The sequence below is a fragment of the Polynucleobacter sphagniphilus genome (genome assembly GCF_029892205.1).
In the GTDB taxonomy this organism is placed as follows: Bacteria; Pseudomonadota; Gammaproteobacteria; order Burkholderiales; family Burkholderiaceae; genus Polynucleobacter; species Polynucleobacter sphagniphilus.
Genome location: NZ_JARXVX010000001.1, coordinates 764,044 through 790,691, shown reverse-complemented (window position 1 = coordinate 790,691; position 26,648 = coordinate 764,044). Strand labels below are relative to the sequence as shown.

The 26,648-nt window shown below is 43.5% G+C and carries 33 protein-coding genes; 12 read left to right on the top strand and 21 right to left on the bottom strand.

The genetic code is table 11. The features are described from left to right. Nucleotides 1–4: 4 nt before the first annotated feature. Nucleotides 5–1,078, bottom strand: a complete 1,074-nt coding sequence (mltG, locus tag M2125_RS04190; RefSeq protein ID WP_280742518.1) for an endolytic transglycosylase MltG — start codon at nucleotides 1,076–1,078, stop codon at nucleotides 5–7. Between the two features lie 20 nt (nucleotides 1,079–1,098). Between mltG and ygfZ the strand changes: the two genes are divergently transcribed. After that, nucleotides 1,099–2,109 carry a CAF17-like 4Fe-4S cluster assembly/insertion protein YgfZ gene (gene ygfZ, locus M2125_RS04185; RefSeq protein ID WP_280742517.1) on the top strand — a complete coding sequence of 337 codons (1,011 nt, stop codon included), beginning with the start codon at nucleotides 1,099–1,101 and terminating at the stop codon, nucleotides 2,107–2,109. A gap of 7 nt (nucleotides 2,110–2,116) precedes the next feature. Beyond that, a complete protein-coding gene (locus M2125_RS04180; protein WP_280742516.1) occupies nucleotides 2,117–2,974 on the top strand; it encodes an NRDE family protein in 858 nt (285 codons plus the stop codon). A 12-nt stretch (nucleotides 2,975–2,986) separates the two neighbouring features. On the opposite strand, the gene M2125_RS04175 is transcribed toward M2125_RS04180, so the two are convergent. Then, entirely contained in the window at nucleotides 2,987–3,463 is a 477-nt protein-coding gene (locus M2125_RS04175) for a PaaI family thioesterase (protein WP_076023409.1), read from the bottom strand. 54 nt (nucleotides 3,464–3,517) lie between these two features. Between M2125_RS04175 and M2125_RS04170 the strand changes: the two genes are divergently transcribed. The 8 genes from M2125_RS04170 (at nucleotide 3,518) to M2125_RS04135 (ending at nucleotide 9,025) form a co-directional block, all read left to right on the top strand. Further along, nucleotides 3,518–4,984 (top strand): protein adenylyltransferase SelO, encoded by a 1,467-nt coding sequence (locus M2125_RS04170; RefSeq protein ID WP_280742515.1) that lies wholly within the window; start codon nucleotides 3,518–3,520, stop codon nucleotides 4,982–4,984. Between the two features lie 31 nt (nucleotides 4,985–5,015). After that, complete coding sequence (msrB, locus tag M2125_RS04165; protein ID WP_280742514.1) at nucleotides 5,016–5,429, top strand: peptide-methionine (R)-S-oxide reductase MsrB; 414 nt, start codon at nucleotides 5,016–5,018, stop codon at nucleotides 5,427–5,429. Between the two features lie 25 nt (nucleotides 5,430–5,454). Next, nucleotides 5,455–6,009, top strand: coding sequence for a septation protein A (locus M2125_RS04160; RefSeq protein WP_076023406.1), 555 nt, complete (start codon nucleotides 5,455–5,457; stop codon nucleotides 6,007–6,009). After that, entirely contained in the window at nucleotides 5,999–6,280 is a 282-nt protein-coding gene (locus M2125_RS04155) for a BolA family protein (RefSeq protein ID WP_076023405.1), read from the top strand. Before M2125_RS04160 ends, M2125_RS04155 begins: the two co-directional genes overlap by 11 nt. Before the next feature lie 60 nt (nucleotides 6,281–6,340). Then, nucleotides 6,341–7,135 carry a peptidylprolyl isomerase gene (locus M2125_RS04150; protein WP_083657502.1) on the top strand — a complete coding sequence of 265 codons (795 nt, stop codon included), beginning with the start codon at nucleotides 6,341–6,343 and terminating at the stop codon, nucleotides 7,133–7,135. A gap of 89 nt (nucleotides 7,136–7,224) precedes the next feature. Then, the gene (gene gloA, locus M2125_RS04145) at nucleotides 7,225–7,620 is read left to right on the top strand and encodes a lactoylglutathione lyase (protein ID WP_277541102.1); all 396 of its coding nucleotides are present in this window, start codon (nucleotides 7,225–7,227) and stop codon (nucleotides 7,618–7,620) included. Continuing rightward, nucleotides 7,617–8,789 (top strand): GNAT family N-acetyltransferase, encoded by a 1,173-nt coding sequence (locus M2125_RS04140; RefSeq protein ID WP_280742513.1) that lies wholly within the window; start codon nucleotides 7,617–7,619, stop codon nucleotides 8,787–8,789. The genes gloA and M2125_RS04140 overlap by 4 nt, the downstream gene beginning before the upstream one ends. After that, on the top strand, nucleotides 8,786–9,025 hold the full coding sequence (locus tag M2125_RS04135) for a DUF1289 domain-containing protein (RefSeq protein WP_076023402.1): 240 nt from the start codon (nucleotides 8,786–8,788) through the stop codon (nucleotides 9,023–9,025). The genes M2125_RS04140 and M2125_RS04135 overlap by 4 nt, the downstream gene beginning before the upstream one ends. Nucleotides 9,026–9,037: 12 nt before the next feature. Here the strand turns inward: M2125_RS04135 and M2125_RS04130 are convergent, their stop codons facing one another. From M2125_RS04130 to soxY, 14 genes are all read right to left on the bottom strand, one after another. Next, nucleotides 9,038–10,645, bottom strand: a complete 1,608-nt coding sequence (locus M2125_RS04130) for an ABC-F family ATPase (protein ID WP_076023401.1) — start codon at nucleotides 10,643–10,645, stop codon at nucleotides 9,038–9,040. Between the two features lie 100 nt (nucleotides 10,646–10,745). Further along, nucleotides 10,746–11,456 (bottom strand): queuosine precursor transporter, encoded by a 711-nt coding sequence (locus M2125_RS04125; RefSeq protein WP_076023400.1) that lies wholly within the window; start codon nucleotides 11,454–11,456, stop codon nucleotides 10,746–10,748. Beyond that, nucleotides 11,453–12,532, bottom strand: a complete 1,080-nt coding sequence (gene mnmH / locus M2125_RS04120; protein ID WP_280742512.1) for a tRNA 2-selenouridine(34) synthase MnmH — start codon at nucleotides 12,530–12,532, stop codon at nucleotides 11,453–11,455. Before mnmH ends, M2125_RS04125 begins: the two co-directional genes overlap by 4 nt. Nucleotides 12,533–12,541: 9 nt before the next feature. After that, nucleotides 12,542–12,961, bottom strand: a complete 420-nt coding sequence (locus M2125_RS04115; RefSeq protein WP_280742511.1) for an acyl-CoA thioesterase — start codon at nucleotides 12,959–12,961, stop codon at nucleotides 12,542–12,544. A 9-nt stretch (nucleotides 12,962–12,970) separates the two neighbouring features. After that, nucleotides 12,971–13,315, bottom strand: a complete 345-nt coding sequence (locus M2125_RS04110) for a protein tyrosine phosphatase family protein (RefSeq protein WP_076023397.1) — start codon at nucleotides 13,313–13,315, stop codon at nucleotides 12,971–12,973. A gap of 49 nt (nucleotides 13,316–13,364) precedes the next feature. Next, nucleotides 13,365–13,796, bottom strand: a complete 432-nt coding sequence (locus M2125_RS04105; protein ID WP_076023396.1) for a DUF6691 family protein — start codon at nucleotides 13,794–13,796, stop codon at nucleotides 13,365–13,367. A gap of 1 nt (nucleotide 13,797) precedes the next feature. After that, nucleotides 13,798–14,235, bottom strand: a complete 438-nt coding sequence (locus M2125_RS04100) for a YeeE/YedE family protein (RefSeq protein WP_280741533.1) — start codon at nucleotides 14,233–14,235, stop codon at nucleotides 13,798–13,800. A 25-nt stretch (nucleotides 14,236–14,260) separates the two neighbouring features. After that, nucleotides 14,261–15,382, bottom strand: coding sequence for a YeeE/YedE family protein (locus tag M2125_RS04095; protein WP_280742510.1), 1,122 nt, complete (start codon nucleotides 15,380–15,382; stop codon nucleotides 14,261–14,263). Nucleotides 15,383–15,399: 17 nt separating this feature from the next. Next, the gene (locus M2125_RS04090) at nucleotides 15,400–15,837 is read right to left on the bottom strand and encodes a DsrE family protein (RefSeq protein WP_420875826.1); all 438 of its coding nucleotides are present in this window, start codon (nucleotides 15,835–15,837) and stop codon (nucleotides 15,400–15,402) included. Nucleotides 15,838–15,847: 10 nt separating this feature from the next. Next, nucleotides 15,848–17,581 (bottom strand): thiosulfohydrolase SoxB, encoded by a 1,734-nt coding sequence (gene soxB / locus M2125_RS04085; protein WP_277541077.1) that lies wholly within the window; start codon nucleotides 17,579–17,581, stop codon nucleotides 15,848–15,850. Between the two features lie 5 nt (nucleotides 17,582–17,586). Beyond that, the gene (gene soxX, locus M2125_RS04080; protein WP_280742509.1) at nucleotides 17,587–18,219 is read right to left on the bottom strand and encodes a sulfur oxidation c-type cytochrome SoxX; all 633 of its coding nucleotides are present in this window, start codon (nucleotides 18,217–18,219) and stop codon (nucleotides 17,587–17,589) included. A gap of 10 nt (nucleotides 18,220–18,229) precedes the next feature. Then, on the bottom strand, nucleotides 18,230–18,985 hold the full coding sequence (gene soxA, locus M2125_RS04075; protein WP_233126623.1) for a sulfur oxidation c-type cytochrome SoxA: 756 nt from the start codon (nucleotides 18,983–18,985) through the stop codon (nucleotides 18,230–18,232). Nucleotides 18,986–19,048: 63 nt separating this feature from the next. After that, the gene (gene soxZ / locus M2125_RS04070; RefSeq protein WP_076023389.1) at nucleotides 19,049–19,357 is read right to left on the bottom strand and encodes a thiosulfate oxidation carrier complex protein SoxZ; all 309 of its coding nucleotides are present in this window, start codon (nucleotides 19,355–19,357) and stop codon (nucleotides 19,049–19,051) included. A 44-nt stretch (nucleotides 19,358–19,401) separates the two neighbouring features. Continuing rightward, nucleotides 19,402–19,857, bottom strand: a complete 456-nt coding sequence (gene soxY / locus M2125_RS04065) for a thiosulfate oxidation carrier protein SoxY (protein ID WP_280742508.1) — start codon at nucleotides 19,855–19,857, stop codon at nucleotides 19,402–19,404. 163 nt (nucleotides 19,858–20,020) lie between these two features. Between soxY and modB the strand changes: the two genes are divergently transcribed. Together modB and M2125_RS04055 are read left to right on the top strand one after the other, a co-directional pair. Next, nucleotides 20,021–20,677, top strand: a complete 657-nt coding sequence (gene modB, locus M2125_RS04060; protein WP_280741527.1) for a molybdate ABC transporter permease subunit — start codon at nucleotides 20,021–20,023, stop codon at nucleotides 20,675–20,677. Beyond that, entirely contained in the window at nucleotides 20,677–21,786 is a 1,110-nt protein-coding gene (locus tag M2125_RS04055) for an ABC transporter ATP-binding protein (protein WP_076023387.1), read from the top strand. The genes modB and M2125_RS04055 overlap by 1 nt, the downstream gene beginning before the upstream one ends. A gap of 14 nt (nucleotides 21,787–21,800) precedes the next feature. On the opposite strand, the gene M2125_RS04050 is transcribed toward M2125_RS04055, so the two are convergent. Genes M2125_RS04050 through M2125_RS04030 form a run of 5 tightly spaced genes read right to left on the bottom strand, consistent with a single transcriptional unit; the run spans nucleotide 21,801 to nucleotide 26,648 of the window. Further along, nucleotides 21,801–22,424, bottom strand: coding sequence for a class I SAM-dependent methyltransferase (locus tag M2125_RS04050; protein WP_076023435.1), 624 nt, complete (start codon nucleotides 22,422–22,424; stop codon nucleotides 21,801–21,803). A gap of 25 nt (nucleotides 22,425–22,449) precedes the next feature. Continuing rightward, entirely contained in the window at nucleotides 22,450–23,658 is a 1,209-nt protein-coding gene (locus tag M2125_RS04045; RefSeq protein ID WP_076023386.1) for an O-succinylhomoserine sulfhydrylase, read from the bottom strand. A 59-nt stretch (nucleotides 23,659–23,717) separates the two neighbouring features. After that, nucleotides 23,718–25,256, bottom strand: coding sequence for an amidophosphoribosyltransferase (purF, locus tag M2125_RS04040; protein WP_280742507.1), 1,539 nt, complete (start codon nucleotides 25,254–25,256; stop codon nucleotides 23,718–23,720). 4 nt (nucleotides 25,257–25,260) lie between these two features. Beyond that, a complete protein-coding gene (locus tag M2125_RS04035) occupies nucleotides 25,261–25,827 on the bottom strand; it encodes a CvpA family protein (protein WP_280742506.1) in 567 nt (188 codons plus the stop codon). Then, on the bottom strand, nucleotides 25,827–26,648 hold the full coding sequence (locus M2125_RS04030) for an SPOR domain-containing protein (RefSeq protein ID WP_277541055.1): 822 nt from the start codon (nucleotides 26,646–26,648) through the stop codon (nucleotides 25,827–25,829). The genes M2125_RS04035 and M2125_RS04030 overlap by 1 nt, the downstream gene beginning before the upstream one ends.

The window sequence follows — 26,648 nt, the reverse complement described above, 5'->3', positions numbered from 1 at the left end:
TTATTTATTGTTGAGGCTTACTTGTACTGGTGTGCTTTCGCTGAAAACGATCTACCGCTAATTCATGTTCATTTAAGGTCTTGGAAAAATGGCTCGTACCATCCCCGCGAGCAACAAAATAAAGTACATCACTATTTGCTGGATGCGCTGTCGCCATTAAGGAGTCCTGACTGGGCATTGCAATTGGAGTGGGAGGTAGTCCTTTGTGCATATAGGTATTGTAGGGATTGTCTCTACGCAGGTCTGATTTACGTAAATTCCCGTCAAAATTAGGGCCTAAGCCATATATTACAGTGGGATCTGTTTGTAACATCATCCCTTTGCTAAGGCGATTGACAAACACTGCGGCGACCATCGCACGATCACTGTTTTTCCCCGTCTCTTTCTCAATAATTGAGGCTAGGATTAATAATTCATATGGTGTTTTTAAAGGGGTCATGGGGTCACGTTGCTGCCATGCATAACTTAACTGCTTTTGCATCGCCTGAGAAGCTCTACGGTAGATGGTAATGTCTGCTTCATCAGGATCAAAAATATAGGTATCCGGGAAAAATAAGCCCTCATCCCCTAGATAGGATAGGTTAAGGGCTTGTAAGAGCTCTTTGGAGCTCAACCCCTTAGTTTGATGTATCAACGCTGGATGACTATCGATAATTGCTTGTAATTGCCTAATTGTCATGCCTGGAATGATGGCGATACTTTCGCGCACACGATCGCCACGGGCCATTTGCAATAAAAGTTTCCCAAGACTCCCGCCAAGCGGGAAAAGGTATGTCCCTGGCTTTAGCTTGGCGCCCACAAAGAATGATCTAGCTGCAATCGGGAGTGTGAATGCGTTCACCAGAATTCCCTGCTGCTTAAGTTGCCCACCAATGGAGGCTAGACTAGATTGTGGATTGATCTTGACCTTAAACGCATTTGCTTCATTACTATTTGGGGTATTTGGTATCACAGGCCAAAAGAAAAGAAAGCAATAAAAAACAGCAACTAAGGTAAGCGCCAAAAGACCCCATCTACGTAATTGACTGTTTTTGGATTTTTGTACCAAAAGGGTTCTTTTCTGAAATTTTCTGCTCATCACGCTATGATAAAAGCGTCATGACAAAACAAACCCAAAATAACCCTCATTTTTCCAATCCATTGCATCAAGGGCTTACTGTATTACCCCAATGGGGACTCATATTTGTAGAAGGTCCAGATGCCGCAACCTTTCTACAAAATCAACTCAGTAATTCCGTCTTGGGGCTGAAGCGCACTCTTTCTCCTGAAATTGCCAAAGGTAATGGTGCAGTCAGATTGGTGGGGTACTGCAGTCCTAAGGGCCGTTTGATGGCTAGCGCATGGCTGGGTCTATTCCCGGTTAACGATACTTCTGATGATCGATTTGCACTATTTATATCTAGAGATATTGCGACGGCTTTTGCCAAACGCCTTTCTATGTTTGTTTTGCGCTCTAAAGTAACAGTCAAAGATGTGTCTGATGAGTGGCTCATTTCAGGGATTTATGATGAAAATAAACCCATAGATGATTTACATGCAGCAGCAGGCACCATTGGTTTACGTATGCCAGATGTGGCGATAAACACTTTATCTTATGGCCGGATACTAGTGGCAGAACCAGCGAGCGTCTCCAAACCTACTAAAGAGAGCACAACTGAGTGCCAAAACATGTGGAATTATCTGGAAGTCATGAGCGCGATTCCTAGAATTGTTTTAGCAACACAAGAACAATTTGTTCCACAAATGATTAATTTTGAGTCTGTGGCTGGTGTTGATTTTAAAAAGGGTTGTTACCCCGGACAAGAAATAGTAGCTCGCAGTCAATATCGGGGTGTTATTAAGCGTCGTCTACAACTAGCCCACGGTAGTAACGATCCAGTAACCTTAGCCTTTTTTCAGGCGGGAGTGGAGGTATTTAATTCAGGGGATCCATCACAGCCAGCCGGAATGATTGTTCTCGCAGCGGCAAACTCTTTTGACAATGCTCGCATTGATTTGCAAGTGGAATGTAAGTTAGAAGCGCTAGAAGCTGGTGAGTTACGGGTTGCAAACCCTGAAGGTCCGGCCCTCAAGATCGATGCACTACCCTATCCACTGATTGAAATTTAAGAAAATCATGTGCCTCATTCTTTTTGCCTGGCAATCGCACCCCGAATACTCGCTAGTCGTTGCAGCTAACCGCGATGAATTTTATGAGCGCGATACTCAGGGAATTTCCTGGTGGCAAGATCATCCCCACATATTGGCAGGCAAAGATCGGGCTGATGTATTGGGTAGTCCTGGTACTTGGCTTGGCCTTTCCAATAAAGGGCGTTTTGCCGCGTTGACGAATGTTCGAGCTCCTAGCGAAAAACGGCCTGACGCAAGAACTCGGGGTGAGTTACCCCTCATGTATTTAGCTAGCGAGAATCGACCAGACCAATTTATTTCCCAGAATGCAAAACGCTTCGATCAATACAATGGCTTCAATTTACTGCTATCAGACTTTAGCAATCCCATAAATCCTGAAATGCATTGGGTTAGCAATCGTTTGCTAATGGGGCAAAGCATTCGCCCTAGAAAAATTTACCCAAAGCAGCCATTGGATCCTGGTGTTTATGGTCTTTCAAATGCCATGCTTGATACCCCGTGGCCAAAAGTGAATCATCGAATAGCTGCTTTTGCTCAAGCATTGGCAATGGATCACGGTGATCTAAAAAATGCCGATCATTATTTGAGCTTATTGGCAGACCAGCATGAGGCTAGCACTCAGGAACTTCCTAATACCGGCGTTAATAAGGAGTGGGAAAAGGTTCTGTCAGCTGCTTTTATTCAAACCCCTTCATATGGTACGCGCTCGAGTACGATATTGAGGATACGCAAAGATGGCAATTATGAAATGATCGAAAGGCGTTTTGATGCCAATGGTGTTATTGGGCATGACGTCATCGCCGGTCAAATTAATGCAGCGAGTGATTCAAACTTATCAGTTTGATGAACTGCAAATCTATCGCTTATCTTCGTTGATAACTCGTTCACCCTCTGTATTACGAGAGGCTAAGCGTTTGATGAACTGAAATGTACCAGTGGCCATGCAGCAAATTTCACCCTGATCGTTATAAAGCTTAGCCTCACAAAAAGCCATGGTTGCAGTTCTGCGCACCGTATCAGCCTTCACTCTTAAAACCCCCAATGCCGCTTGCATAAAATTATTCTTTAGTTCAATCGTAACAACGCTGCGATCGCCCGGATCGCTTGAGCGGGCAGCAACAGCCATTGCGACATCCATCAATGTAAGCAAAACCCCACCATGCGCAACTTCCCAAGTATTGGTATGCTCTGGTTTTAAGGCCAACAAAATCTCCCCCTTGCCCATCTCCGCCGTTAAGAGACGCACTCCTAAGAGCTTCAAGAAAGGGACATTGAGCTCTTCGCCTAGGTTGGCCAACTGAGTGGCTGCCTTATGTTCAAGTTGATTGGTCATGGAATGATTTTAATGGCTTGTGTGCTCAATTGGAATTACTCATAGAATAAGATTATGACCTTTCCCTTAAAAGGTGACGATGTCAGTCACTCCGTAGCCCCCACCCCCCTACCCGATCCATATTGGGTGGCGTTTTCACCTGCTGTGGCAAGCCTCATTGGTATCGAGTTGAATGCAGACAGAATGCCAATGGATAGTTCCTGGCTTGATGTATTAGCTGGAAATACCCTTCAGACCGCTAAGTATCAATTTTCGTCGCCGATAGCTAGCGCTTATAGCGGTCACCAATTTGGAGTTTGGGCGGGTCAATTAGGCGATGGTCGGGCAATCCTCTTGGGGCAGATTGCAAACATGGAGATTCAGCTAAAGGGGGCCGGCAAGACGCGCTATTCCCGCATGGGTGATGGGCGCGCAGTTTTGCGCTCTTCGATTAGAGAATTTCTGTGTAGCGAAGCAATGCATGCGCTGGGAATCCCAACTACTCGAGCATTATCGGTTGTGGGCTCAAAAGAACTGGTTCGGCGTGAAACCATGGAGACGGCGGCCGTATGTACAAGACTAGCACCAAGCTTTCTAAGAGTGGGCCATTTTGAGCACTACGCTTCCGCTCAAGATATTGAACGCTTACAAGAATTGGCCAACGCATTAATATCAGAGCATTATCCAGATTGTGCAAATGAGACCGACCCTTATTTAGCTCTTTATAAGTCAATATGTAGTCGAAATGCAGAGTTAGTTGCGCAGTGGCAAGCAGTTGGTTTCTGTCATGGCGTATTGAATAGCGACAATATTAGTGTTCTTGGTCTCACTATTGACTATGGCCCTTTTGGTTTTTTAGATGGCTTTCAGATTGATCATATTTGCAATCACAGCGATCAAGCTGGGCGATATGCCTATCATCGACAGCCACAGATAATGCATTGGAATATGGCTTGTCTAGCAAGTGCATTTCTGCCTCTAATGGAATTGACTTATAGCGGCGAAGAGTCTCAAGCCCTTTTGCAGAATGCGCTTGGTGAGCTTCCTAAAAAGTTTGCGCAAAAATGGCAAAGTCTTTTTAGGGCAAAATTGGGCCTTACAAAGAATCTTGATGATGATATTTTTCTGATCGAAAGATTACTGCAGGCAATGCATGATTCACGCGTTGACTTCACTCATTTCTTCCGCTCTTTATCTAAAATAAAATGCCAGGACTCAATCGAAAATATATCCTTAAGAAATTTATTCATCGATCGCAAACAAATTGATCTGTGGTTCTCGGACTATCTAAAACGACTAAATATTGAAGGTATAGATGATTCAGAACGCTCTGTAAAGATGAATCAAATTAATCCAAAATATGTATTGCGAAATCACCTCGCCCAACATGCAATTACGATGGCGCAGTCTGATGACTTTTCCGAAGTAAAAAGACTTTTGGAAATTCTAAGCAGTCCATATGATGAGCAAAATCAATATGATCTTTATGCAAGCCCTCCACCCTCAGATCTTGATCCTGTCGAGGTAAGCTGTTCCTCTTGATGTGTTAATTTTTTAATAAATTGAGTTCACTATGAAAAAAAGTAACGAAGAATATAAAAAACAATTGAGTGATATTGAATATCGAGTCACTCGCGAGTCTGCAACTGAGCGTCCGTTTACAGGGAAATACTGGGATCACTGGGATCAGGGTCAATACTCATGCGTTTGTTGTGGAACACCCCTTTTTCTATCCAATACCAAATTTGATGCAGGTTGCGGCTGGCCAAGTTATTGCGCACCTCAAAATAATGCTGCCATCCTGGAGCATCGTGATACAAGCCACGCAATGATTCGAACCGAGGTTCGCTGTGCGAACTGTGATGCACATTTAGGCCATGTCTTTGAAGACGGCCCCCAACCCACTGGACTGCGTTACTGCATTAATTCGGCATCTCTGGCTTTCGAGCCCAGCTCCAATGCCAAAATGAACACCGAAACCGATTAAATAGGTTTAGCAGGATAATCAACACATGAAATTTTTATTTGATTTATTCCCCATCATTCTCTTTTTTATCGCCTTTAAATTTGGCGATATATATTCTGCAACTATTGTTGCTATGGTAGCAACCATTGGTCAAATTTTGTGGGTGTATTACCGCCATCGAAAAATTGATGCCATGCAATGGGTAAGTCTAGTCATGATTTTGGTTTTTGGTAGCCTAACTATATTTCTACATAACAAAACATTCATACAGCTAAAACCAACCGCGCTTTATTGGCTCTTTTCAGGTGCTTTAATCATTAGCTCCCAATTTTTTAACAAAAATTGGATTCAAGTATTAATGGGTAAGCAAATTACCTTAAAGGCCAATAGCTCAGTATCCGCTTGGGGCAAATTAAATATTGCATGGGCTCTTTTTTTCTTCTTCATGGGCGCATTAAATCTATATGTAGCGTTTGAGTATTCCGAATCGGATTGGGTTAATTTCAAGCTCTTTGGTAGTACAGGCTTGCTGCTGGCTTTCGTCATCGCACAGGGCATCTGGTTGGGGCGTCACATGGAGCAAACTCACAATGAGCCTTAATCAAAAACGCATCGAATTATTTAAATTAGACCTCAAACTGGCCTTCAAGCCGACTCATTTAAGCATCGAAGATGAGAGTCACTTGCATGCGGGGCATGCCGGCGCTGCATCTGGTGGCGGACATTTTAAAATTTACATTATTGCGCCTGAATTTAGCGGATTAAACCCTCTAGCACGTCATCGTGCAGTTTATGCAGCGCTTTCACAAAGAATGTCGGGCGATATTCATGCCCTTACTATTGTGGCAAAGGCTCCAGAAGATGCTTTTTAATTTGCTTTTTTAATCTGCTTTATTCTTTTACTTTTATTAATTCAATTACCGTCAATTTAAATGAATACTATCCGTCAAATTCTATCTATTGCAATATTAAGCTCCAATCTCCTGGTAGTGTGTGCCCATGCTCAAAATGCGGTAATTGTGAATGGCACGCCGATACCAAAAGCAAAGCTGGATAACCTGGTCAAAAAATCTGGGCAGGCCGATAACCCACAAGTGCGAGATCAAGCCCGTGAAATGCTTGTGACCAGGGAATTGATTTTGCAAGAAGCCGATAAACGCGGCCTTACTCAGAGCGAAACTGTGCGGGAGCAGATTGAGCAATCTAAGATGGGTATTTTGGTTTCTGCTGTGTTTGAAGATTACATTCGTAAAGAAGGCATCACCGAGGATGAGCTAAAAGCAGCCTACGAATCAATGAAAAACCAATATAACGGCAAGGAATATCAAGTACAACATATATTGGTTGAAAAAGAGGCAGATGCTAAAGCGCTTACCGCGCAAATTAAGGCGGGGGCAAATTTCGATGATCTTGCGAAATCAAAATCCAAGGATCCTGGATCAGCTTCCACTGGTGGCAATTTAGGCTGGGTTGGTGAGAAATCCCTGGTTCCTGAGTTTTCCAACGCTATGGTGCAGCTTAAAAAGGGACAAGTTACAGATAAGCCAGTGAAATCACAATTTGGTTGGCACATTATCAAAGTTGACGATATTCGCGATGTGAAAACCCCTAGCATGGATGAAGTTCGTGAGCAGCTAAAGCAAATGATTGCATCAGATCAAAATTGGCAGAAAGCGAAGTTTTCAGAGATGATGCAAAAACTGCGTGCTAAAGCAAAGATTCAGTAATTTTGAGCTTTAGAGCAGGCAAAAGCCCAGGTCAAGCCTGGGTTTTTTAATGTAAACCTTCAATTGAAATTAGCTTTATATTTATAAAAATGATGATCCTACACACCATGCTTCGCGTTGGCGACCTTAAACGCTCCGTCCATTTTTATACCGATATATTGGGTATGAATTTGCTCCGCACTACAGAAAGACCAGATCAAAACTATTCTCTCGCATTTGTTGGTTACGGTAACGGCAATCAAGATGGCCAATCTGAAATTGAGTTAACTTACAACCATGGTGTCACCAGCTATGATCTTGGTAGCGCATATGGACATATCGCTATTTCAGTTTCTGATGCGTATGCGGCGTGCGCCAAAATAAAAGGTGCCGGTGGAAATGTCACCCGCGAAGCTGGGCCTGTACTAGGCGGCGATACGATCATTGCATTTGTTACTGATCCAGACGGCTACAAGATTGAATTGATTGAGCGTAAAGCGACTTGAATTCAGATCAATATCAACTAGAGTTAGCTGATAGCCTATCGGAAGTTCCTGCCGAGCAATGGAATGCCCTACTAGATATATCCAGTACACCCTTTTTAAGATATGAATTTCTAAGTAGTCTTGAAGAATGCGGATGTGTTAGTGGCGTTACTGGTTGGCAACCAGCCCATATTCTCTTAAAGGATACCAAGGGTAAATTATTGGGTGCGCTACCTTTATATTTAAAGCAACACTCTTACGGTGAATTTGTTTTTGACTGGTCTTGGGCTCAAGCCTATGAGCAAAGCGGTAAACAATACTATCCCAAAGCCCTCTGTGCCATCCCCTTTACACCGGTCCAAGGCTCACGATTGCTAGTGCCAGAAGGAGAAGATAAGGCGACCAGACAAAAATTGCTCGTCAGTGGACTAAAGTCACTGTGTATCCAGAATCAATTATCTTCAGCACACACCCTATTTCCGCTCGATGATGAGTTACCGTTTTTTACCCAAGCTGGATTTGCACTACGTGATTCAGTGCAATTTCATTGGCACAATCTCGGATATACCAGTTTTGATGAATACTTAGCTTCATTAAATATGAAGCGGCGCAAAAATATTCGGCGTGAACGATCTCAAGTTAATTTACATGAGATTGAATTTCTTCACTTGGACGGGGAATGCACGAATGATCAGGATTGGAAATTCTTTTATAAGTGTTATGAAAATACGTACTTAGAACATCAATCAAGACCTTATCTTAGTGAGAATTTTTTCAAGCTTCTTGCAAAGCGTATGCCCGAAAATCTCCATTTAATTATTGCTTCAAAAAAAGGATTGTCGATAGCCGCCTCTCTATTGGTCCTTGATAGAAATAGCTTAAAAGCACATGGGCGTTATTGGGGTGCATTGGAGTACATTCCAAACCTGCATTTCGAAACGGCCTATTACCAGGCTATTGAATATTGTATTAAAGAGGGAATACAGACTTTTGAGGGTGGTGCGCAAGGTGAGCACAAGATGGCAAGAGGATTTCTTCCTAAAACCATTCAATCGGCGCACTGGATATCCGACCCCCAATTTATGGCTGCTGTTGAGAATTTCTTACAGAGGGAGCAAGCAGGAATAGCTCAATATGTAGATGAACTTGCTGAGCACTCACCCATGAAATCGACTACAGTATTGCCATGAATACAGATTACACAAATTCAGGCTCACATTCATTGTCAACTGGAGATGATGACTCAGACTCACCTTGTATTGGGGTGTGTACAACCTTATATGATGATATTTGCCAGGGTTGCGGACGCACTCTTAACGAAGTGAGCAACTGGGTATTTTTTAGTCAAGAGGAGAAAGAAGTGGTATGGAAACGCATTCGCGATGAGGGCACCGCTATGCGCTTCCAAAGACAGTCCAAGGATTAACTTGATTTCCTTTTAGCCGGTAATTGCTTGGCTGCGCAAATACTCTTCATATGTGCCGGAATAATCCGTCACGGTTCCATCCATTTTGACCTCAAGAATTCGGTTTGCTAATGCCGATACAAACTCCCGATCGTGCGACACAAATATCAAGGTACCTTCATATTTCTCAAGCGCAATTTGCAGGCTTTCGATGGACTCCATGTCCATGTGATTGGTTGGCTCATCCATTGCCAAGACGTTGTACTTTTGAAGCATTAATTTGCCCCAAATCATCCTTCCCTTTTCACCACCAGAGAGGACTTTGACTGATTTACCAATATCATCACCAGAAAATAGTAAGCGACCTAGAGTGCCCCGAATGACCTGATCATCGTCGCCGTTATAGCGCCAAGCGTTCATCCAATCCATCAAAGTTTCATCTTTGGCAAACAAATCAGTATTGTCTTGTGGCATGACGCCCACTTTAGCGTTTTCAGCCCACTTTACATCGCCGCTATCGGCAGCAATTCCTTCGAAACGTTTGCTTAATATGGTTTTCAACAACGTAGTCTTACCAGCACCATTTTGACCAATAATGGCAATCTTTTCGCCGGCGCGCACACCTAACTTAAAGTTTTTGAAGATAGTTCGGTCAAATGACTTTGTAAGCGCATTGCACTCTACTGCCATATTGTGTAACTTCTTTTCTGAATCAAAGCGAATAAATGGATTTTGACGTGAAGAGGGCTTAATTTCAGCAATCTCAATCTTCTCTAATTGCTTTTGACGTGATGTTGCTTGTCGCGCTTTAGAAGCATTTGCAGAGAATCGGGCTACGAAGGCCTGTAGCTCAGCAATTTTCTCTTTAGCCTTGACATTGGAGCTCAACTGTTGGGCCCTAGCCTGAACCGAGGCCAGCATATAGGAATCGTAATTGCCGGGATAGACTTTTAAGGTGCCGAAGTCCATATCAGCCATATGTGTGCAAACTTGATTTAAGAAGTGGCGATCGTGAGAAATAATCACAATCGTGCTCTTAATTTCATTCAAGATATCTTCTAACCAATGAATAGAGTGAATATCCAAGTTATTGGTTGGCTCATCTAGCAATAGAACATCAGGGTCTGAAAATAGTGCTTGAGCAAGTAATACCCGCAACTTCCATCCGGGCGCAACATTACTCATGGGGCCATTGTGCTGCTCGATTGGAATACCAATACCCAAAAGCAGCTCCCCTGCTTTGGCTTCTGCGGTATAACCACCGTATTCAGCGTACTTGCCCTCAAGCTCAGCGGCGCGCATATAGTCTTCATCTGAAGCTTCTGGATTAGCGTAGATCGCATCGCGCTCAGCTGCTGCTTTCCACATCTCCTCATGCCCCATCATGACTACATCAAGAACCCTGACGTCTTCATAAGCAAACTGATCCTGACGTAATTTACCTAAACGTATACCAGGATCAAGACTAATATTTCCATGTGTAGGCTCAAGCTCACCACCTAGGATTTTCATAAAAGTAGACTTACCGCAACCATTTGCCCCAATCAGGCCATAACGATTTCCGCCGCCAAACTTCACGGAGATATTTTCAAACAAGGGCTTGGCCCCAAACTGCATAGTGATATTAGATGCGGACAGCACGGATAGTTTCTAACTTTCTGATAAAAATAAGCTTACCTGCCTTCAATTGGCTGGCAAAGATCGTTATTTTAACGGTTTTAAGGCCTATTTACGGCCAAACTTACACTTTGACTCTAAATGGCGTGAAATTAGTGTCAATGTCGTAATAATCCTCATTTTCTTTGCGCTTTAGGAAGTTCACAAGGAAATACGTTAGAGGGGTAGCTAAGACCTCCCAGGATGTTTTGAGCACATATTGAGCTGCTGCGACTTGGATGACTTCTTGGGTAGGCCAAATACCGTAAAAAGCAAGCATATAAAAGAGGGAGGAATCAATTAACTCGCCCATGGCTGTAGAGCCGATTGTTCTCATCCAAAGAAAACGACCATGGGTCAATATTTTGAACTTGGCCAGCACAAAGCTATTCATGAAGCTACCACACCAGAAGGAGATCATGGACGCAAGAGCAATTCTCCATGAATTACCAAAGACCGTTTCCAATCCATGTTGATAATTAGCCATATAAGCCCCTGGAGCTGCAGGCAATGAAATGACAATCTGCGCCATGATTGCAGCAAATGCAAGCGCAGCAAAACCTGCCCAAACTGCCCTGCGATCATAGGCATAGCCATATACCTCAGTCAGTACGTCGCCAAAGAAATATGCAATAGGAAAAAATAGGATCCCACCACCAAAGACACAGGTTCCAAAATAAGGCAAATCAATAACTGCAGCTTTTCCTGCACCAATAAAATTAGAGCACAGTAAAACGACTACAAAAGCAGTCAAAAGTAGATCGTAGTAGCGGTAATGACGGCGTGTCGTGCTCATTTGAAATCCCCCGCCTTCTCTAATAACATCCTCGCGCTATCCATAAAGGCGCTATCGCTGTCATTTTCTAAGGCAACAAAATTGTTTTCATCATACTTCGGAAAATTTCGTTTAATTGAGGATTGATAAGCTGGGTCATAATGCACCTCCAACAATTCCTGAACTAAGGCATCAAATTGATTGGCGTCTATAGCAGTGCTCCACTTTTCAATTTGGATCTTTCCATAGCGTGACGTTAACAGAGCTAGCTTTTGCTTAAAATTTTCAGTGTCTGAGAGAAAGTGATGGTAGTCCTGCAAGAGCCACGAAACTCGCGTGGCAACCGAAGCACGTAACTCAATACATTGACTATTGCGAATTGATTCCATCAGCGAATCAGGGATATGTAAACCACCTACTTTTTTGCTTTCTGATTCAACGAAAACAATTTTCGAGGATTCTAAAGATCGCAGAGCATTCCAGAGATTGGTTTCAAAACCCTTTTGCGTAGGTTGCTCGATATTAGGTTCGCTACCCAGCACAGATCCCCTATGAATGGCCAAAGCCTCCAGATCAAGTATCTGAGCCCCCAATGATTTCAGGTCTTGCAGGATGCGGGTTTTGCCACTGCCCGTCATACCACAAATCACTTGAAAAGAAAATTCCTTAGATGATTTTTCTAAGTCATCAATAACAGTGCGTCTAAACCCTTGATACCCACCCTCAAGTTGCATGGCTTTCCAGCCAATGCGATTCAGAATGTGTGTGAAAGCTCCGCTACGTTCTCCGCCTCGCCAGCAATAAATCAAGGGGCGCCACTCACGAGGAAAATCCAGTAAAGAATTCTCAAGATGCATTGCTATATTGCGAGCAACTAGCGCAGCGCCAAGTTTTTTTGCGGCAAATGGAGATTCTTGCTTATAGAGAGATCCTATTTGTGCGCGCTCTTCATTATTTAAAACGGGGTAATTTAAAGCGCCCGGAATATGATCTAAGGCAAATTCAGCTGGAGAGCGAACATCGATAACGGCATCGTATCGATCCAGCTCGCTGGAAAAAAGACCAATATTTAATATGTGTGGATTACTAGACTGCAAACGGCCATCCTATGCAATTTTTTGGAGTACATCGTTTGGCCACGGAATGGATTTATTGGTTTGTAAATCAACACAAACCATGGTTGCACCTCCAGCTGCAACCAATTGCGTTTCATTAGTAACAAGGGCCATCGTTGTGTACATATCAACACTGGATTTTCCTATTGCTCCAATATAGGTTTTTAATACCAGCTCACCGGGGTAATTGAGCTGTTGATAGAAATTGCAAAAGCCATTAACCATCAACATGGCCGTTTTATCAATCTGAATACCAAAGCCTAGTGATTCTATCCATTCAACTCGGGCTTGTTCCATATACCGAAAAAAAACGGTATTGTTGACATGCCCAAAGGCATCCATGTCACCCCAGCGTATCGGCATCCGCATTTCATGCACCAGCCTTTTTTCTTCTGGGATATCTATACGCATGAAATTACCTTAACGAATTTGTAATGCAAGTTGATAGAGATTACTTGAACGCGCTCCTGAGCGGCAAAAGGCCAGAATGGGAGCAGGCATAGTTTTAAGTAAGTGCGCCATTTCAACAATCTGATTGGGAGCTAGAGAGCCGCTAATCACTGGCAAATAAGCGTAATGTAATCCTAGCGCCTCAGCCTGAACTTGAAGTTCATCACTTGCAGGTTGATCTGGGCCACCCTCATAATCTGGTCGATTATTAATCACGCTCTTATATCCAAGTGCAGCAATTTCAGCTAGGTGCTCAACTGATATCTGACCTGCAGTTCCAAATAAATCATTGTGACTTGCAATAGCGACACTCATTTACTTTCCTCAATTTTTATAGGGTGATTACTGTTATTCTAAAGTAAGCTTACGAATGGTTATTTGTGAAAAAACGCTCACAAATCTCCATGCCAGCTAACATCGCAACAACAAAAATAAACGCTTTTATTCGCATGGCTCCAAGTGAAACAATCGCTGGACCAGGACAAAAGCCCGCAAGACCCCAGCCAAGCCCAAAAATAAATGCGCCAATGACTAAAGGTTTGGTAATGTCACGCCGCCTTGGTATATGTAAAGCCCCGCCGAAGAAACTCTCGCTACGCTTAGATTGAATATAAAAACCAGCCATCGCAACCAATACCGCCCCTACCATCACAAACAAGAGCGAGGGATCCCATAACCCAGTGATATTCAAAAAATTGATGATTTTTTCTGGATTGGTCATTCCTGAAGTCATCAAACCCAAACCAAATAAAACACCAATAAGATACTGACTAAATAAGTTGAAATGTTTTCTCATATTAAATGCCTAATATATGGCGTGTAATGTAAACAGTGACAAAACCTGAAAACATAAATATTAGTGTTGCAAGGACAGAGCGGGGAGAAAGGCGGGAAAGACCGCAAATACCGTGACCACTTGTGCAGCCCGACCCATAATGGGAGCCGAATCCAACTAATAAGCCGGCGAGAATAATCATTTTCCAGTCTGCATCAATAACGGCAAGTGGATGCAAATCAAACAATAATGCACCCCAAAAAGGAGCTGATATTAAGCCCAAAATAATGCTGAAACGCCAGGTCAAATCACCCGCTTGCGGCCTAAGTAATCCAGAAACAATGCCGCTAATGCCCAAAATTCGGCCATGTAGTAAAACATATAGTGCTACAGCAAGGCCAAGGATGGCACCTCCTAATAAGGCTGGACCAGGGGTGAAGCTAAACCAATCAATCTGCATGTCTATTCCATTCAAAAATAGGAAGCTAGTTGCAAGGATTTGGAGCTAGTCGATACTGTAGATATCTTAAGGCTAAATAGGCGCCGAGTACAAAACCGGGCATAGCAATAAAGGATCCTAATGCCAAGGTAGAAATCCCGCTGAGACCTTGGCCAATGGTGCAGCCTAGTGCAGTGATGCCGCCAAAACCCATTAAAGCCGCCCCTACTAGATGATTTGCAGTATCTTCTGTGTTTGCAAAAGTCTCCCATCGAAATGTATTACTTGCTAAAGCATAAATAGCTGAACCAGAAATCATCCCGGCTACAGCAACAATTCCAATAGTTAAAACTTTTGATGTATCGCTATACATCATTAGCCAATCTAAGGTGTAGGCATATGGAGAGACGAATGACAGGCTTTCCATCTTGCCAGAATTGGTCGCTAAAAAAACTTCCTCGAGTGTATTGGGATCTTCTGCTACATGGGCGATGTAGCCAGAGATCCACCAGATTGAGCAGATAGCGAAACCAACCATTAGGCCTGCTAAAAGATTATCGAAGGTCCAAAACGATTTCTTGAGCAGTGCAAATAAAACACATAACCCCCCAATCGCCAAGGCAATAAAAAGGTGCATCAACCCACGATCAACGCCAAACTGAGCAGCAAAAATACTTGGTAGATCTTGATTTGTATTTAAAACAATAAAAACACTGTCTAGGAAGTTCGCTCTAAACACGGCCAAGAAGCCGCGTAAAGTCATATATGCGCTTAGGCCGAGCACAAAAAATACCACTACAGACTTTAGATTTCCACCGCCTATTCGTATCAGCGTTTTACTTCCACAGCCTGAAGCCAAAACCATCCCAAAACTAAAGCAGATACTACCCACAATAATTGAGAGATATAAGAGGCGGGAGCTGGTGTAAATTGTTTTACCAGTATCAATTAGACTCAATGAAGAGAGAATAAATACGCCAATAATTGCGACGCCAATCGCTAGCGCCCACTGGCGAACCCGAGTTAAATCGGACATAACCAGAAAATCAGAAATGGCACCCATTGTGCAAAAACTGGTTCTCTGCATCACAGCACCAAGCAGCACAGTTACAAAAAAAGTCGCCAAAAGAGCATAATGACTTAGGTTAGCCATATCAAGGTTATTCATCCGCCTATTTTACGATCTTATGGCTTGATATAGGCGTAATGCTCCTGAAATTGCAAATCAGCAACTCGAACAACACCAGAAGGCGTAAAGTCCGCATCGAGAATAAATTGACTCCTATTCAGGCCGCGATTTTTCATCGTAATTTCACAAACCTCAAACTGCACACCGCGTGACTTTAGGGCTGCGACTAGAGGCGCGTATTCAACCCCATTTTTTTTATCTTTAGCACCCTCAATCAACATATCAACCCCAGCAGCATGGGTCACGACAATAATTACAGTGGCGGGTGATGTGTCAAGGTGATTGCGAATATTTCTAAGGCCCTTTAAGCCCTGTGATTGTGCGTCATCAATGTGGTAAACCACTTTAGTCTGAGCATTAGCGGCATCAATGCATAGTGTGGATGCCAATACCAACGCTATAAAAGTAACAATTAACTTTAACTTTTTCATCATTATGTAGATATCAAATCAAGGATTCAATTCCTGGATTATTTTTAACGCCTTTAATAAGCGGCTCGTTTAATTTGCTTTCTTCAATTACTTTCACTTCTTTTAAATGTCTCCGCATTAAATCCCAAATAGCTTCGCCACCCCTCATATCAGCATCCTCGCTTACCGGGGCCCACCCAGCAACGCGATAGGACTTATGAGGATCAAGTAGAGTTCCATTTAGTCGCATATCAGATATACGATTTCCCATAGATGCATTGGGATCAATTGCGTAATTCAGGCCCCCTACTCGCACCATATCGCCACCTTGCTGGTAGTAGGGATCTGGATTGAACAAATTGTCAGCAACATCTTCCAGTATGGTCTTGATGGTTTGCCCACTCATTAATGAATTGGTGGTGTATGGATAAGTAATGGCCGTTTGATCCATGAGGTTTTCCATAGTAACAACCTGTCCTGGTAAGAGCGTTGTACCCCATCGAAAACCAGGCGAAAAGGCGATTTCAGCATTCTTTTGCGTTAATAAGCCATCCAAGATCACTTGATCAAAACTGCCATTAAAGTTACCACGCCTATAAAGTAATTCTTGCGTTACGGCCAGTGGTTCGCTAAGCACTGATTCATAGGGCTGGCGAACCCGCTCGATAAGTCTAGACATGCGAGGATCTGCAGGCAATAGATCAGAAAAAACGGGAAGTAGTTTGTATTGAAAATCGACAACATGCCCACCCTTCACGTCAAAATCCAATACCCCAAGAAATTTACCATTAGAGCCAGCATTGGTTACTAAAGTAGTGCCGCCAGCGTTCCTCACCTGAACGGGAATAGGTACGCCATCATGAGTATGACCACCCAAGATGGCATCTATGCCGCGAACTCGGGATGCCAACTTAAGATCTACGTCCATCCCATTATGAGATAGTAAAACAACGACTTTAGCACCCTGGGATCTGGCTAAATCAATCGTCTTTTGTAAATTAGACTCTTGAATACCAAATGTCCAGTTCGGGGTAAAGTAGCGAGGATTTGCCACGGGCGTATACGGAAAAGCTTGACCAATAATGGCAACAGGAACGCCATTCATCTCGCGAATTACGAAAGGTGTAAAAACATCATCCCCAAAATCAGTAGTTTTAATATTCTGCGCAAGAAAAGAAATCTTGTTTTGAAAATCTTTTTCGACTATCTCAAGAACTCGGTTTTCACCTAAAGTCATCTCCCAATGGGCCGTCATAATATCAACCCCGAGCAGTAAAGAGGCGTCGACCATGTCCTGACCCTTAGTCCAAAGGGCGGTAGCAGAGCCTTGCCATGTATCACCACCATCCAGAAGCAAGGATCCTGGTCTATTGGCCTTGATTTGTTGAATCAGGGTTGATAAATGAGCAAAGCCCCCCATACGACCATAGTGCTGGGCAGCAGCATCAAAATTTAAATATGTAAACGCGTACGCATCTTTTGTCCCAGCAGGAATATTGTTCGCTTTTAAGAAATACTCACCTACTAAGTGGGGCGTTTTGCCCTTTTGAGAGCCAACTCCAATATTGACATTAGGCTCTCGAAAGTACACGGGCAATAGTTGTGCATGACAATCGGTAAAGTGAAGAAGATGCACATTACCAAAGCGCGGTAATTCGTAGAAAGCATTCGCCGTCTGCTGCGCCGAGGCAAAATTAGAATGAAGACTAAGTCCACCCGCCGAGGCTATTGCTAGCGCCTTTAAAAAATCACGACGTTCAAGTGACATACGTATTATTGGTTTACTGGCGAACGAGGATCAAGTAAAAGCGCCATCAGGTCTTGAAGTTGTTCTTGAGTAAGTAATTTGAAATGTCCAAAACGTGGCATCGCACTGCAGGCATTAAAAGCCTTGGGATTAAAAATTTTCTTCCAGGTATAAATGACAATCTCCTGTGAGTAACCCCTCAATTTCCCATAATTCCATAGACTGGGCCCAAGGTTTCCGTAAGCAATTTCTTTCCGATCAATTTGATGGCAGTTATAGCAACCCCCACCATTTACTGTCTGTTGATTATCGGTCCAGGTTGATCCGCGGCCGTTTTGCGCAATCACTTCACCTTTTTGCCAATCGCCGATGTATCGACCATCTTTAGGGGCAGGTATATTTGCCATATTGAGTTGCTGTATTCCCTCGACCCTTTTTTGATATTGCTCATTATTACTGGATTGCGGGTTTGAGCAAAATCGTTGCGTTTCATCCTGCGCAATCCGATCTATATTGGCAATACCTTCAGTTCTAAAGCTATTAGCCATCATTTTCTGGAAATGGGCATCTGGTTTGTCTTGAGCATAAGTGCATTGACTAAAAATCAAAGCATAGAAAAAAAGCAATAGAGCCAGAGAGTGGGTTAGGTTATTTTTCATTTGCCAGGATCTAGCGCTTTAAGCCAGGGGTTTCCATAGTTCCGCCATTTGCATTAACGGCCATATACATGGATAAGGCCGTTAATACTTCAGAGCCATAGATTGGGAAAGGGAAGCGTTGTTGACGATAGCAATCAGTTAGGCGCATAGCCATGGTCCAAAACTGCCCGCTTGAAACGCGATATGCTGGCCAAGTACCCCACCCTGCTGCTGCCCCTGTAGGCGTTGTTAGATTTGGTAAGTCCTGCAGACGGATACGCTTATCATCTGCCGAATGGCAGGTCGCACATGCAAAATCCATCGGTCCAGCTCGATAAAAAAAGGCTTTTTTACCTAAGTCATAAGACTCCATTTCTTTGGGATGCTTTGTACTTACATGAATCAGCATGCCTTTGGATTGGGCCACGACATAAGCCACAATCGCATCCATATCCTTTTTGAGCCCCTCCTGCATGGGTGCATTCACAATTTCTTTTTCTGGAACACCTTGCAATACATACATGCAAGTCATTAGGCGAGACTCAAGATCTTGAACCTTTTTGGTATCCGAAAAGTAACGCGGGAGTTGTGCGGCAGCTCCTTTTAACACTCCAGGCCCGAGCCCTAAATTGCAACGCTCTAAAGTCGATTTTTTAGGGCCGCTAGGTTTCTTCCACAACTCCTCACCTGCTGCTTCGTACAATTCAGCAGGATTATCATCTGCTAGCATTGCACGGTATTTGGCAATTTCATCCGTAGTAGTCTGAGCAAAAGAAAATGGGGTCATAAGCAGCAAAAAAATTGCGCTAATGAATTGAATTTTCAATGCCCTAGAGTTTTTCATATGCAATCAAGAAACCGTTGCCTCATCAGACCTCTTGTCACCGCGAAGATCAATCCAACTTACAAGAAGCTTGTCGCCTTTTGAGCCCTTGTATTTGAAATTCAAAAAAGGATCTTTTGATACGGCTGAACCAAACTCTGCATTGAAAACATCTTTCCCTTGAGCCTTTACATTCACCATAGTGATAAACCAGGCGGGAATTAACTTTCCAGAAGCATCTTTTCGTTGGCCCGACTCCATATCATGCTTCATCAAGATTTTGACATCAACCACTCCATTGGTTTCGGCCGCCCGAATGCGCATCGGATCACCCATGTATATTCCCCTTATTAACTAATATGTTTTTGCGTGAAATGTAATTAGCCACCGCAACCGCCAAGAGTGACTTTAATTTCCTTTGAAGTCATCAACCACTTACCATCGACCTTAACTAGCCCGAAGACGGTGGATGTTTGAGCCATCTTAATGCGAGTGCTGACAAAAGATTCAGTACCTGCAGGTATAAAAAATTGCGCAGCTAAAGTGCTTGGGTTTTTTTCGACCAAAATAGCAATTTGCTGCGCCTTGAGATTGCTGCCAATGGAAACGGGTACTACCGCTCCATTTTCAGCAATATCCGGGGCATTCATTGAAATTAAAGAGGATTTTTCAGGGGTGCTAGTGCTGCCCAAAGCCTTAAAGACCTCATCCAAGGATTTTCCCTCAAAAGCAGCTTTATTCCATTCTTCAGCCTGAGCCTCAGTAATTAAACCAGCAGAAGCCATTAAGGTAAAAATTGCGGTAAATTGAACCAGGTTACGACGATGATGATTCATTGCATTCTTTCAAGTTGACGCTATAAAACACTTAAATTCTGTGAAACCTCTACTTTAATGGGAATTTGTCTTTTGAGCACCGAGTTGGCTGGAAGTTTTATAGTTATTTGAGGTACATGATGGAAAATGCTTGAAATGCATAAATTAAAATTTAATGGGCCGCATGTTTGATCTAGAAGCCACTCTTTTGTCCTTCAAATTAGCTTTGTGGACCAATGCAATCTTATTGCCTTTTGGCGTTTTATTTGCACATCAGATCATCCAGCTGAATAAATCCAAACCCTGGATAGAGGGTTTAATAGCGCTTCCCTTAGTGCTACCCCCCACCGTGCTCGGTTATTTCTTCTTAGTGGGGTTCAGCGATAAAACTATTTACGGCATTCCTCTGGTTTTTTCATTTGCGGGAATATTAATAGCATCCCTAATAGTTAATCTTCCATTTGCAATTCAACCAATTCAGAGAGCCTTTGAGGCAATTCATCCAGATATCCTTGAGGCCGCTCAAGTAAGTGGATTATCCGGCTGGCAAATGTTTCGCTTAATTCAACTTCCCCTTGCTTGGCGAGGGATTACAAGTGCAGCAGTCATCACATTTGCCCACACATTAGGGGAATTTGGCGTTGTATTGATGGTAGGAGGCGCTATCCCTGGTGAAACCAAGACAGTTTCGATCTCGATTTACGACAAGGTGCAGGGTTTTGATGCTGCGGGTGCAGGCCTACTTTCTTTATTGCTACTTGTGATATCGCTTTGCGCTATTGCGTTTTCATATGGCGTATTCGGAAAAATGCCAGGCCAATCTTCGAGAGGGCAGCCTTGATGCTCAAGATCAAAATTTCCCAACATATTCCGATGCCGATTCAGGTTAGTTTGGAATGTATGGATGGTCAGATTCACGCTCTGGTTGGTCCATCCGGCAGTGGAAAGACTACCGTTCTAAGAATGATTGCTGGGCTGAGCAATCCTGAAATTGGGAAAATTGAATGCGCTGAAAGTGTATGGTTTAACGCTGACGAATACAGAAAGAATTTTTTGTCTGTTCCGGTTGCTAAGCGATCGTGTGGGTTTTTATTTCAACAATACGCACTCTTCCCGCACCTCAATGCGCTTCAGAATGTGTTGATTGCTCTGCAAAATTCTGGCATTGATTTTGAACGTAAACGATTATTAGCATTGCAGTGGTTAGAGCAAATGGGTATAGACAACTTAGCAGATCGAAGACCTCATCAGCTCTCTGGGGGCCAACAACAACGTGTGGCATTGGCCAGGGCTTTGGCACGTCAACCCGAGGTCCTTTTGTTAGACGAACCCTTTTCTGCAATTGATGTGCCTACACGACAAAGTCTATACAGGACATTGGCAGATATTCGCCAAGATCTCTCTATTCCAATTTTATTGGTTACTCATGACCTGCGTGAGGCAGAATTATTGGCGGACAATATAACCGTAATAGATCAGGGTATTGCACTACAAACGGCCACGCCAAGTGCTTTATTTCAAAAGCCCAGAAATACTCGCGTAGCTCAATTGGTCGGAATCAGCAACACGTTTCAGGGCAAATTTAATGCTGGAAAACTATCTTGGGAAGGAACAAACTATATACTTGATGTTATTGACAAAGGAAAAATTCCCGCGGGAATGGATGTTGCATGGGTAGTGCCACAGTCTGGCTTAAGTGTTCATCGACAAGCGAATCACGCAACCCTTCCAGTAACTATTAAACAGGTAAGTACCTTAGGTCAAATTGCCTCTGTGGAGTTGGCAATACGAGATAGCGGGTTGTCAATCAATTGGGATGCTTCTTCTGCTGAGCTTAAACGCCTGGGATTAGAGGCGGGAGAACATGTCTATTTAGAGATAGATCCGCAGCAAATCCATATCATGCCACTGCGACCGATAAATGATCCTCGGCGATTGCAAAATATATAAAAAGATTGGGGGTCCTAATCTAGCTTTTTGGCTACTAGGCCAAGTAGCGCAGAAATCCCCACATGTCTCGTACCTTCATTCAAATTGGCTTCGTAAGATTTGAGCTCTAAGATTTCAAGATTAGAAACCAGGTCTCGAACAAGTTGTTCCGAATAGAGATGATCTAACAGGATGGGACCACCTGTTTTGTATTCAAGTTGCTTTTGGGTGTAGCCTTGCAATATTAATACTCCACCAGGCTTGAGAGACGTCACGATATTTTTAAAAAGGCGCGCACGCATTTCTGGATCAGCAAACTGGATAAAAATTGCAACAACAGCATCATATGTGTTGGCCTGCCAATGATATGAATCGGCATCGCTTAATTCATAATTGATGGAAACCTTATTTTCCGCCGCAAATTCTTGTGCTTTTTTTAAAGCGATATCGGATACATCAAAACCATCTACTGAATGGCCCTGCTTTGCTAACCATACACCGTTACGTCCCTCACCATCAGCAATACAGAGAATGTTTTGGGGTTGATGCAAATATTCGGCGACCTTTTCAACAAGGTATGTATTAGGTAGCTTACCGAAGATAAATTCTTCTTTATCAAATCGCTCATTCCAAAATTGGTTTGCATTTTCAAAAGCCATAGGAGTAATCTTTTGGGTGCGCTGATTAACGGCTTTTAAAGCCGCCGCGTAGATCATTGATTAAGTCAGTAACATTTTCTAGGCCAACCGCTATTCGGACCAATCCATCGCTAATTCCAGCAGCCTTTCGAGCCTCCGGGCTTACCCTGCAATGTGTAGTGCTTGCTGGATGGGTAATGGTAGTACGCGTATCACCCAAATTGGCAGTAATTGAGCAAAGTTTCGTTTGATTAATTAAGCGAAATGCTGCCCTCTTTCCACCTTTTAGAGTGAAGGAAAGAATTGCACCCCCAGCTTTTTGTTGGCGCTTGGCCAATGCATGTTGAGGATGAGATTTAAGGCCTGGATGATAAACGCGCTCTACTCCGGATTGCTTCTCGAGCCATTGCGCTAGTTGCAAAGCATTTTGACTTTGCTGTTTCATACGCAATTCAAGTGTCTCTAAACCTTTTAAGAAAACCCAAGCATTAAAAGCAGACAAAGTAGGTCCTGCAGTGCGAACAAAAGGGAACACCTTACCGGTAACAAACTCCTTACTTCCAACGATTGCTCCACCAACGACCCTGCCTTGGCCGTCAAGATATTTTGTTGCAGAGTGAATGACAACATCAGCACCCAATGCCAATGGTTTTTGCAAAGCCGGAGTGCAGAAGCAGTTGTCCACCGCAAGTAAGGCATTTGCTTTTTTGGCGATTTTGCTAATGGCCTTGATATCAGCAATTTCGGTTAATGGATTAGAAGGCGTTTCCAAATAAAATAGCCTGGTATTTGCTTGGACAGCAGCTTGCCAAGCCTTCAGATCCGTTAAATCAACATATGTCGTAGTGATGCCAAAGCGACCCAGGATCGAAGAGAATAATTGAATGGTCGCACCAAATACAGATCGGGAGCAAATGACATGATCACCCGCCTGTAGATGCGCCATTGCAGTAGTCAGGATTGCTGCCATGCCAGATGCAGTGGCAATGCAAGCTTCACCACCCTCTAGTGCTGCCAAGCGGTCTTGAAACATACTCACAGTAGGGTTTGTGAAACGGGAATAGATAAAACCTTGGTCAGCATGCGCAAAACCATCTTCAGCCAATTCGGCACTATCAAAGCAAAAGCTCGAAGTAAGAAACATCGCTTCAGAATGTTCTTGAAATTCCGCGGTACGTCTCGTTCCAGCACGCACTGCAATGGTCTCGAGCGCTAGCTTGGAAAAGTCAGGTTTTTGGCGTTTAGAGTTCTTCATTACGCTATTTTGACACTGAATGAGGGAAATGCCTTTTTCAAGGCATTTCTGTCTGGCTTTTAGTCTTCAGTTGCCAGGTGAAGGTGTAGCTGAGAACGCGCAAAATCCGCTGGATCATGTTGCCTATCAGCCTTTGCAGCAGAAGTATTGCGTGCAGCCTCAAGCGCATCTAAATAAGACTCATTGATATCGCCGGTAATGTAATTACCGTCAAAGCAGGATGCCTCAAAGTTTAGGATATCGGGATTGATATCGCGAACAGCTTGCTTCATGTCTTCTACACTTTGATAGATCAACTGATCGGCGCCAATCATCTTGTTGATCTCTTCATCGGTACGGCCATATGCAACTAACTCACTCCGAGTTGGCATATCTATGCCATAAACATTAGGAAATCGAACTGGTGGTGCAGCCGAAGCGAAAATTACTTTCTTTGCACCGGATTCACGTGCCATCTGAACAATTTCATAGGAGGTTGTACCCCGCACAATGGAGTCATCAACAATCAAAACAGTTTTGTCTTTGAACTCAATTCGCATGGCGTTCAATTTTTGGCGGACTGATTTTTTACGAACTGCCTGACCAGGCATGATGAATGTTCTACCGATATAACGATTCTTAAAGAAACCTTCTCGATAATCAACGCCTAATTTTTTAGCGACTTGCATTGCAGCTGGACGACTTGAATCAGGAATAGGCATTACAACATCGATTTCACCAACATTCGTTTCTTTGCGTATTTTTTCAGCTAGGTAGTCGCCCATCCGCATGCGAACGTTATAAACCGTTACACCATCAATGGTTGAATCCGGACGTGCCATGTATACATATTCAAAGATACATGGCGTCAACACAGCATCATTTACGCATTGACGTGAATAGAAATTACCATCGAGATCAATGTAAATAGCTTCACCCGGATTGACGTCACGCACAAATGTAAATCCAAGACCCTCTAAGGCAACCGATTCAGAGGCAACCATCCACTCTGGTCCTTGAGGTGTATCAATACGGCCGATGCAGAGAGGGCGAATGCCAAATGGATCTCTAAATGCAAGCAAGCCATAGCCCGCAATGAGAGAAACAACTGCATATGAACCCTTAACCCTTTTAGCAACTTGAGTGACAGCATTGAACATTGCACCCTCATCAAGGGCTGCGCTATTCGTTTCCTTTTGCAATTCATCAGCAAGAACGTTTAACAACACCTCTGTATCTGAACTGGTGTTGATATGACGACGATCGCGATAAGCCATTTCCACGCGAAGACTTGGTGCATTTGTCAGATTGCCGTTATGAGCCAAAATAATTCCGTAAGGTGCACTCACATAAAACGGTTGAGCTTCTTCTTCACTGCTGGCAGATCCAGCAGTTGGATAGCGCACCTGACCAATGCCCGCGTTACCCAAGAGGCTACGCATATTACGAGTTCTAAAAACGTCCCGCACCAAGCCATTAGCTTTGTGCATCGTGAATGAATTACCATTCATCGTAGCAATGCCGGCAGCATCTTGACCGCGATGCTGTAATAACAAGAGTGCATCGTAAAGCAATTGATTTACTGGTGAATGGGAAACTGTTCCAACGACGCCGCACATAGACCTAGATCCCTATTGTTAATGTTGGTTTGACTGACGGAGTAATTTTAGGAACTACATCACCCAATTGTTTTGCCCAGTCGACTGGCAACCAGCCCTTAATAAAACTTGTCGCCGCATCAATGGCGGGACGAGTAATTGCTTTTTGCCAGGCCATGCTTTGAGGGATGGGTGTTAACGCCGCTAAGGTTGCCAACACCACAATCACCAGGCCTCCACGTATCAGGCCGAACACCAAACCTAAGAAGCGGTCTGTCATGCTAAGGCCTGCTGACAAGATTATTTTTTGCACAATATTCCCGAGCAATCCACAAATAATCAAGGTCAGGATAAAAAGAATTAAAAAACTCAGCCCCAGACTTAAAAGCTCATCTAGATGAAAAGTGGAGAGCCATTCTACAGAAAGATAGTTAGCATAATGATAGGCAACCCATGCAGCGACAAACCAAGATGCTAAGGCAAGAACTTCCTTAAAAAGACCCCGAGAAATTCCCACCAAGGCTGATACCAAAAAAACTACTAGGGTGAAGTAATCCACCGTTGTTAACTTCAGTGTGGAGAGCAATTCCATTAATTAGCACCCACTTCAACAAGATGTGGAGTCAAACCCATTGATTTTAATTTTTTCTCCGCCGCCTCAGCCGACTCTTTGCTTGCAAATGGCCCTGCGCGAAGCAAAAAGAGTTTTCCGCCATCGGGGCCAGTTTTTGAATTTGTGTAATTAGGAATCTTTTGTTCCTTCATTTTGGCAGTCCAACCTTTAGCCCGATCCTCCGAAGCAAAGGCTCCTATTTGAATCACATACTTACCTGATCCCGAAGATGCCTTGGTCTCCACTTTTGGTTTAGGGCTGGTTGCAACTACCTCTTCTCCTGCTGCAAGACCCAATGCTAAATTTTTAGATGTTCCACTGGTAGTAGATGCATTGCTTGAAGCGGATACTGCGCCTTGCGCTTGCTTAAGTTCAGGTTTCACCTCAGCCGCAGGTGCAGGATCTTTAGGAGCTTCTACAGGAACATCAGGGGTCTTGGACTTCTCTACTGCAATCACAGGAGGCGCTGACTTCGTTTCGGATACAGCGGGGATTGCATTTGGTGCAGGCAAACTCGTCACGATATTGACGGCTATATCATTATTAACAGCCTTGGGCTTGCTATCTAAAATGCGCGGCAACCCAATCACAGCAATAAAAACCAATACTGTGGCACCTATGAGACGATGACGGGCACGTTGACGTTCTGGATCCTCCGTTAGGGCAAGATCTTCGCTTTCAGTGACGCGTTGCATGTGACGTGGAATCGATTTGCGAGCGGTGCGCCTGGACACCAATGAGTCTCTATCGAGATCATCAGATTGAGTTTTTCGCTTAAAAAGCTTAGGTAAACGAATCAT

Coding starts and splice junctions, on each gene's coding strand:
- mltG (WP_280742518.1), bottom strand. CDS start 1,078: ATGAGCAGAAAATTTCAGAAAAGAACCCTTTTGGTACAAAAATCCAAA.
- ygfZ (WP_280742517.1), top strand. CDS start 1,099: ATGACAAAACAAACCCAAAATAACCCTCATTTTTCCAATCCATTGCAT.
- M2125_RS04180 (WP_280742516.1), top strand. CDS start 2,117: ATGTGCCTCATTCTTTTTGCCTGGCAATCGCACCCCGAATACTCGCTA.
- M2125_RS04175 (WP_076023409.1), bottom strand. CDS start 3,463: ATGACCAATCAACTTGAACATAAGGCAGCCACTCAGTTGGCCAACCTA.
- M2125_RS04170 (WP_280742515.1), top strand. CDS start 3,518: ATGACCTTTCCCTTAAAAGGTGACGATGTCAGTCACTCCGTAGCCCCC.
- msrB (WP_280742514.1), top strand. CDS start 5,016: ATGAAAAAAAGTAACGAAGAATATAAAAAACAATTGAGTGATATTGAA.
- M2125_RS04160 (WP_076023406.1), top strand. CDS start 5,455: ATGAAATTTTTATTTGATTTATTCCCCATCATTCTCTTTTTTATCGCC.
- M2125_RS04155 (WP_076023405.1), top strand. CDS start 5,999: ATGAGCCTTAATCAAAAACGCATCGAATTATTTAAATTAGACCTCAAA.
- M2125_RS04150 (WP_083657502.1), top strand. CDS start 6,341: ATGAATACTATCCGTCAAATTCTATCTATTGCAATATTAAGCTCCAAT.
- gloA (WP_277541102.1), top strand. CDS start 7,225: ATGATGATCCTACACACCATGCTTCGCGTTGGCGACCTTAAACGCTCC.
- M2125_RS04135 (WP_076023402.1), top strand. CDS start 8,786: ATGAATACAGATTACACAAATTCAGGCTCACATTCATTGTCAACTGGA.
- M2125_RS04125 (WP_076023400.1), bottom strand. CDS start 11,456: ATGAGCACGACACGCCGTCATTACCGCTACTACGATCTACTTTTGACT.
- M2125_RS04115 (WP_280742511.1), bottom strand. CDS start 12,961: ATGCGTATAGATATCCCAGAAGAAAAAAGGCTGGTGCATGAAATGCGG.
- M2125_RS04110 (WP_076023397.1), bottom strand. CDS start 13,315: ATGAGTGTCGCTATTGCAAGTCACAATGATTTATTTGGAACTGCAGGT.
- M2125_RS04105 (WP_076023396.1), bottom strand. CDS start 13,796: ATGAGAAAACATTTCAACTTATTTAGTCAGTATCTTATTGGTGTTTTA.
- M2125_RS04100 (WP_280741533.1), bottom strand. CDS start 14,235: ATGCAGATTGATTGGTTTAGCTTCACCCCTGGTCCAGCCTTATTAGGA.
- M2125_RS04095 (WP_280742510.1), bottom strand. CDS start 15,382: ATGAATAACCTTGATATGGCTAACCTAAGTCATTATGCTCTTTTGGCG.
- M2125_RS04090 (WP_420875826.1), bottom strand. CDS start 15,837: ATGATGAAAAAGTTAAAGTTAATTGTTACTTTTATAGCGTTGGTATTG.
- soxB (WP_277541077.1), bottom strand. CDS start 17,581: ATGTCACTTGAACGTCGTGATTTTTTAAAGGCGCTAGCAATAGCCTCG.
- soxX (WP_280742509.1), bottom strand. CDS start 18,219: ATGAAAAATAACCTAACCCACTCTCTGGCTCTATTGCTTTTTTTCTAT.
- soxA (WP_233126623.1), bottom strand. CDS start 18,985: ATGACCCCATTTTCTTTTGCTCAGACTACTACGGATGAAATTGCCAAA.
- soxZ (WP_076023389.1), bottom strand. CDS start 19,357: ATGGGTGATCCGATGCGCATTCGGGCGGCCGAAACCAATGGAGTGGTT.
- soxY (WP_280742508.1), bottom strand. CDS start 19,857: ATGAATCATCATCGTCGTAACCTGGTTCAATTTACCGCAATTTTTACC.
- modB (WP_280741527.1), top strand. CDS start 20,021: ATGTTTGATCTAGAAGCCACTCTTTTGTCCTTCAAATTAGCTTTGTGG.
- M2125_RS04055 (WP_076023387.1), top strand. CDS start 20,677: ATGCTCAAGATCAAAATTTCCCAACATATTCCGATGCCGATTCAGGTT.
- M2125_RS04050 (WP_076023435.1), bottom strand. CDS start 22,424: ATGGCTTTTGAAAATGCAAACCAATTTTGGAATGAGCGATTTGATAAA.
- M2125_RS04045 (WP_076023386.1), bottom strand. CDS start 23,658: ATGAAGAACTCTAAACGCCAAAAACCTGACTTTTCCAAGCTAGCGCTC.
- purF (WP_280742507.1), bottom strand. CDS start 25,256: ATGTGCGGCGTCGTTGGAACAGTTTCCCATTCACCAGTAAATCAATTG.
- M2125_RS04035 (WP_280742506.1), bottom strand. CDS start 25,827: ATGGAATTGCTCTCCACACTGAAGTTAACAACGGTGGATTACTTCACC.
- M2125_RS04030 (WP_277541055.1), bottom strand. CDS start 26,648: ATGATTCGTTTACCTAAGCTTTTTAAGCGAAAAACTCAATCTGATGAT.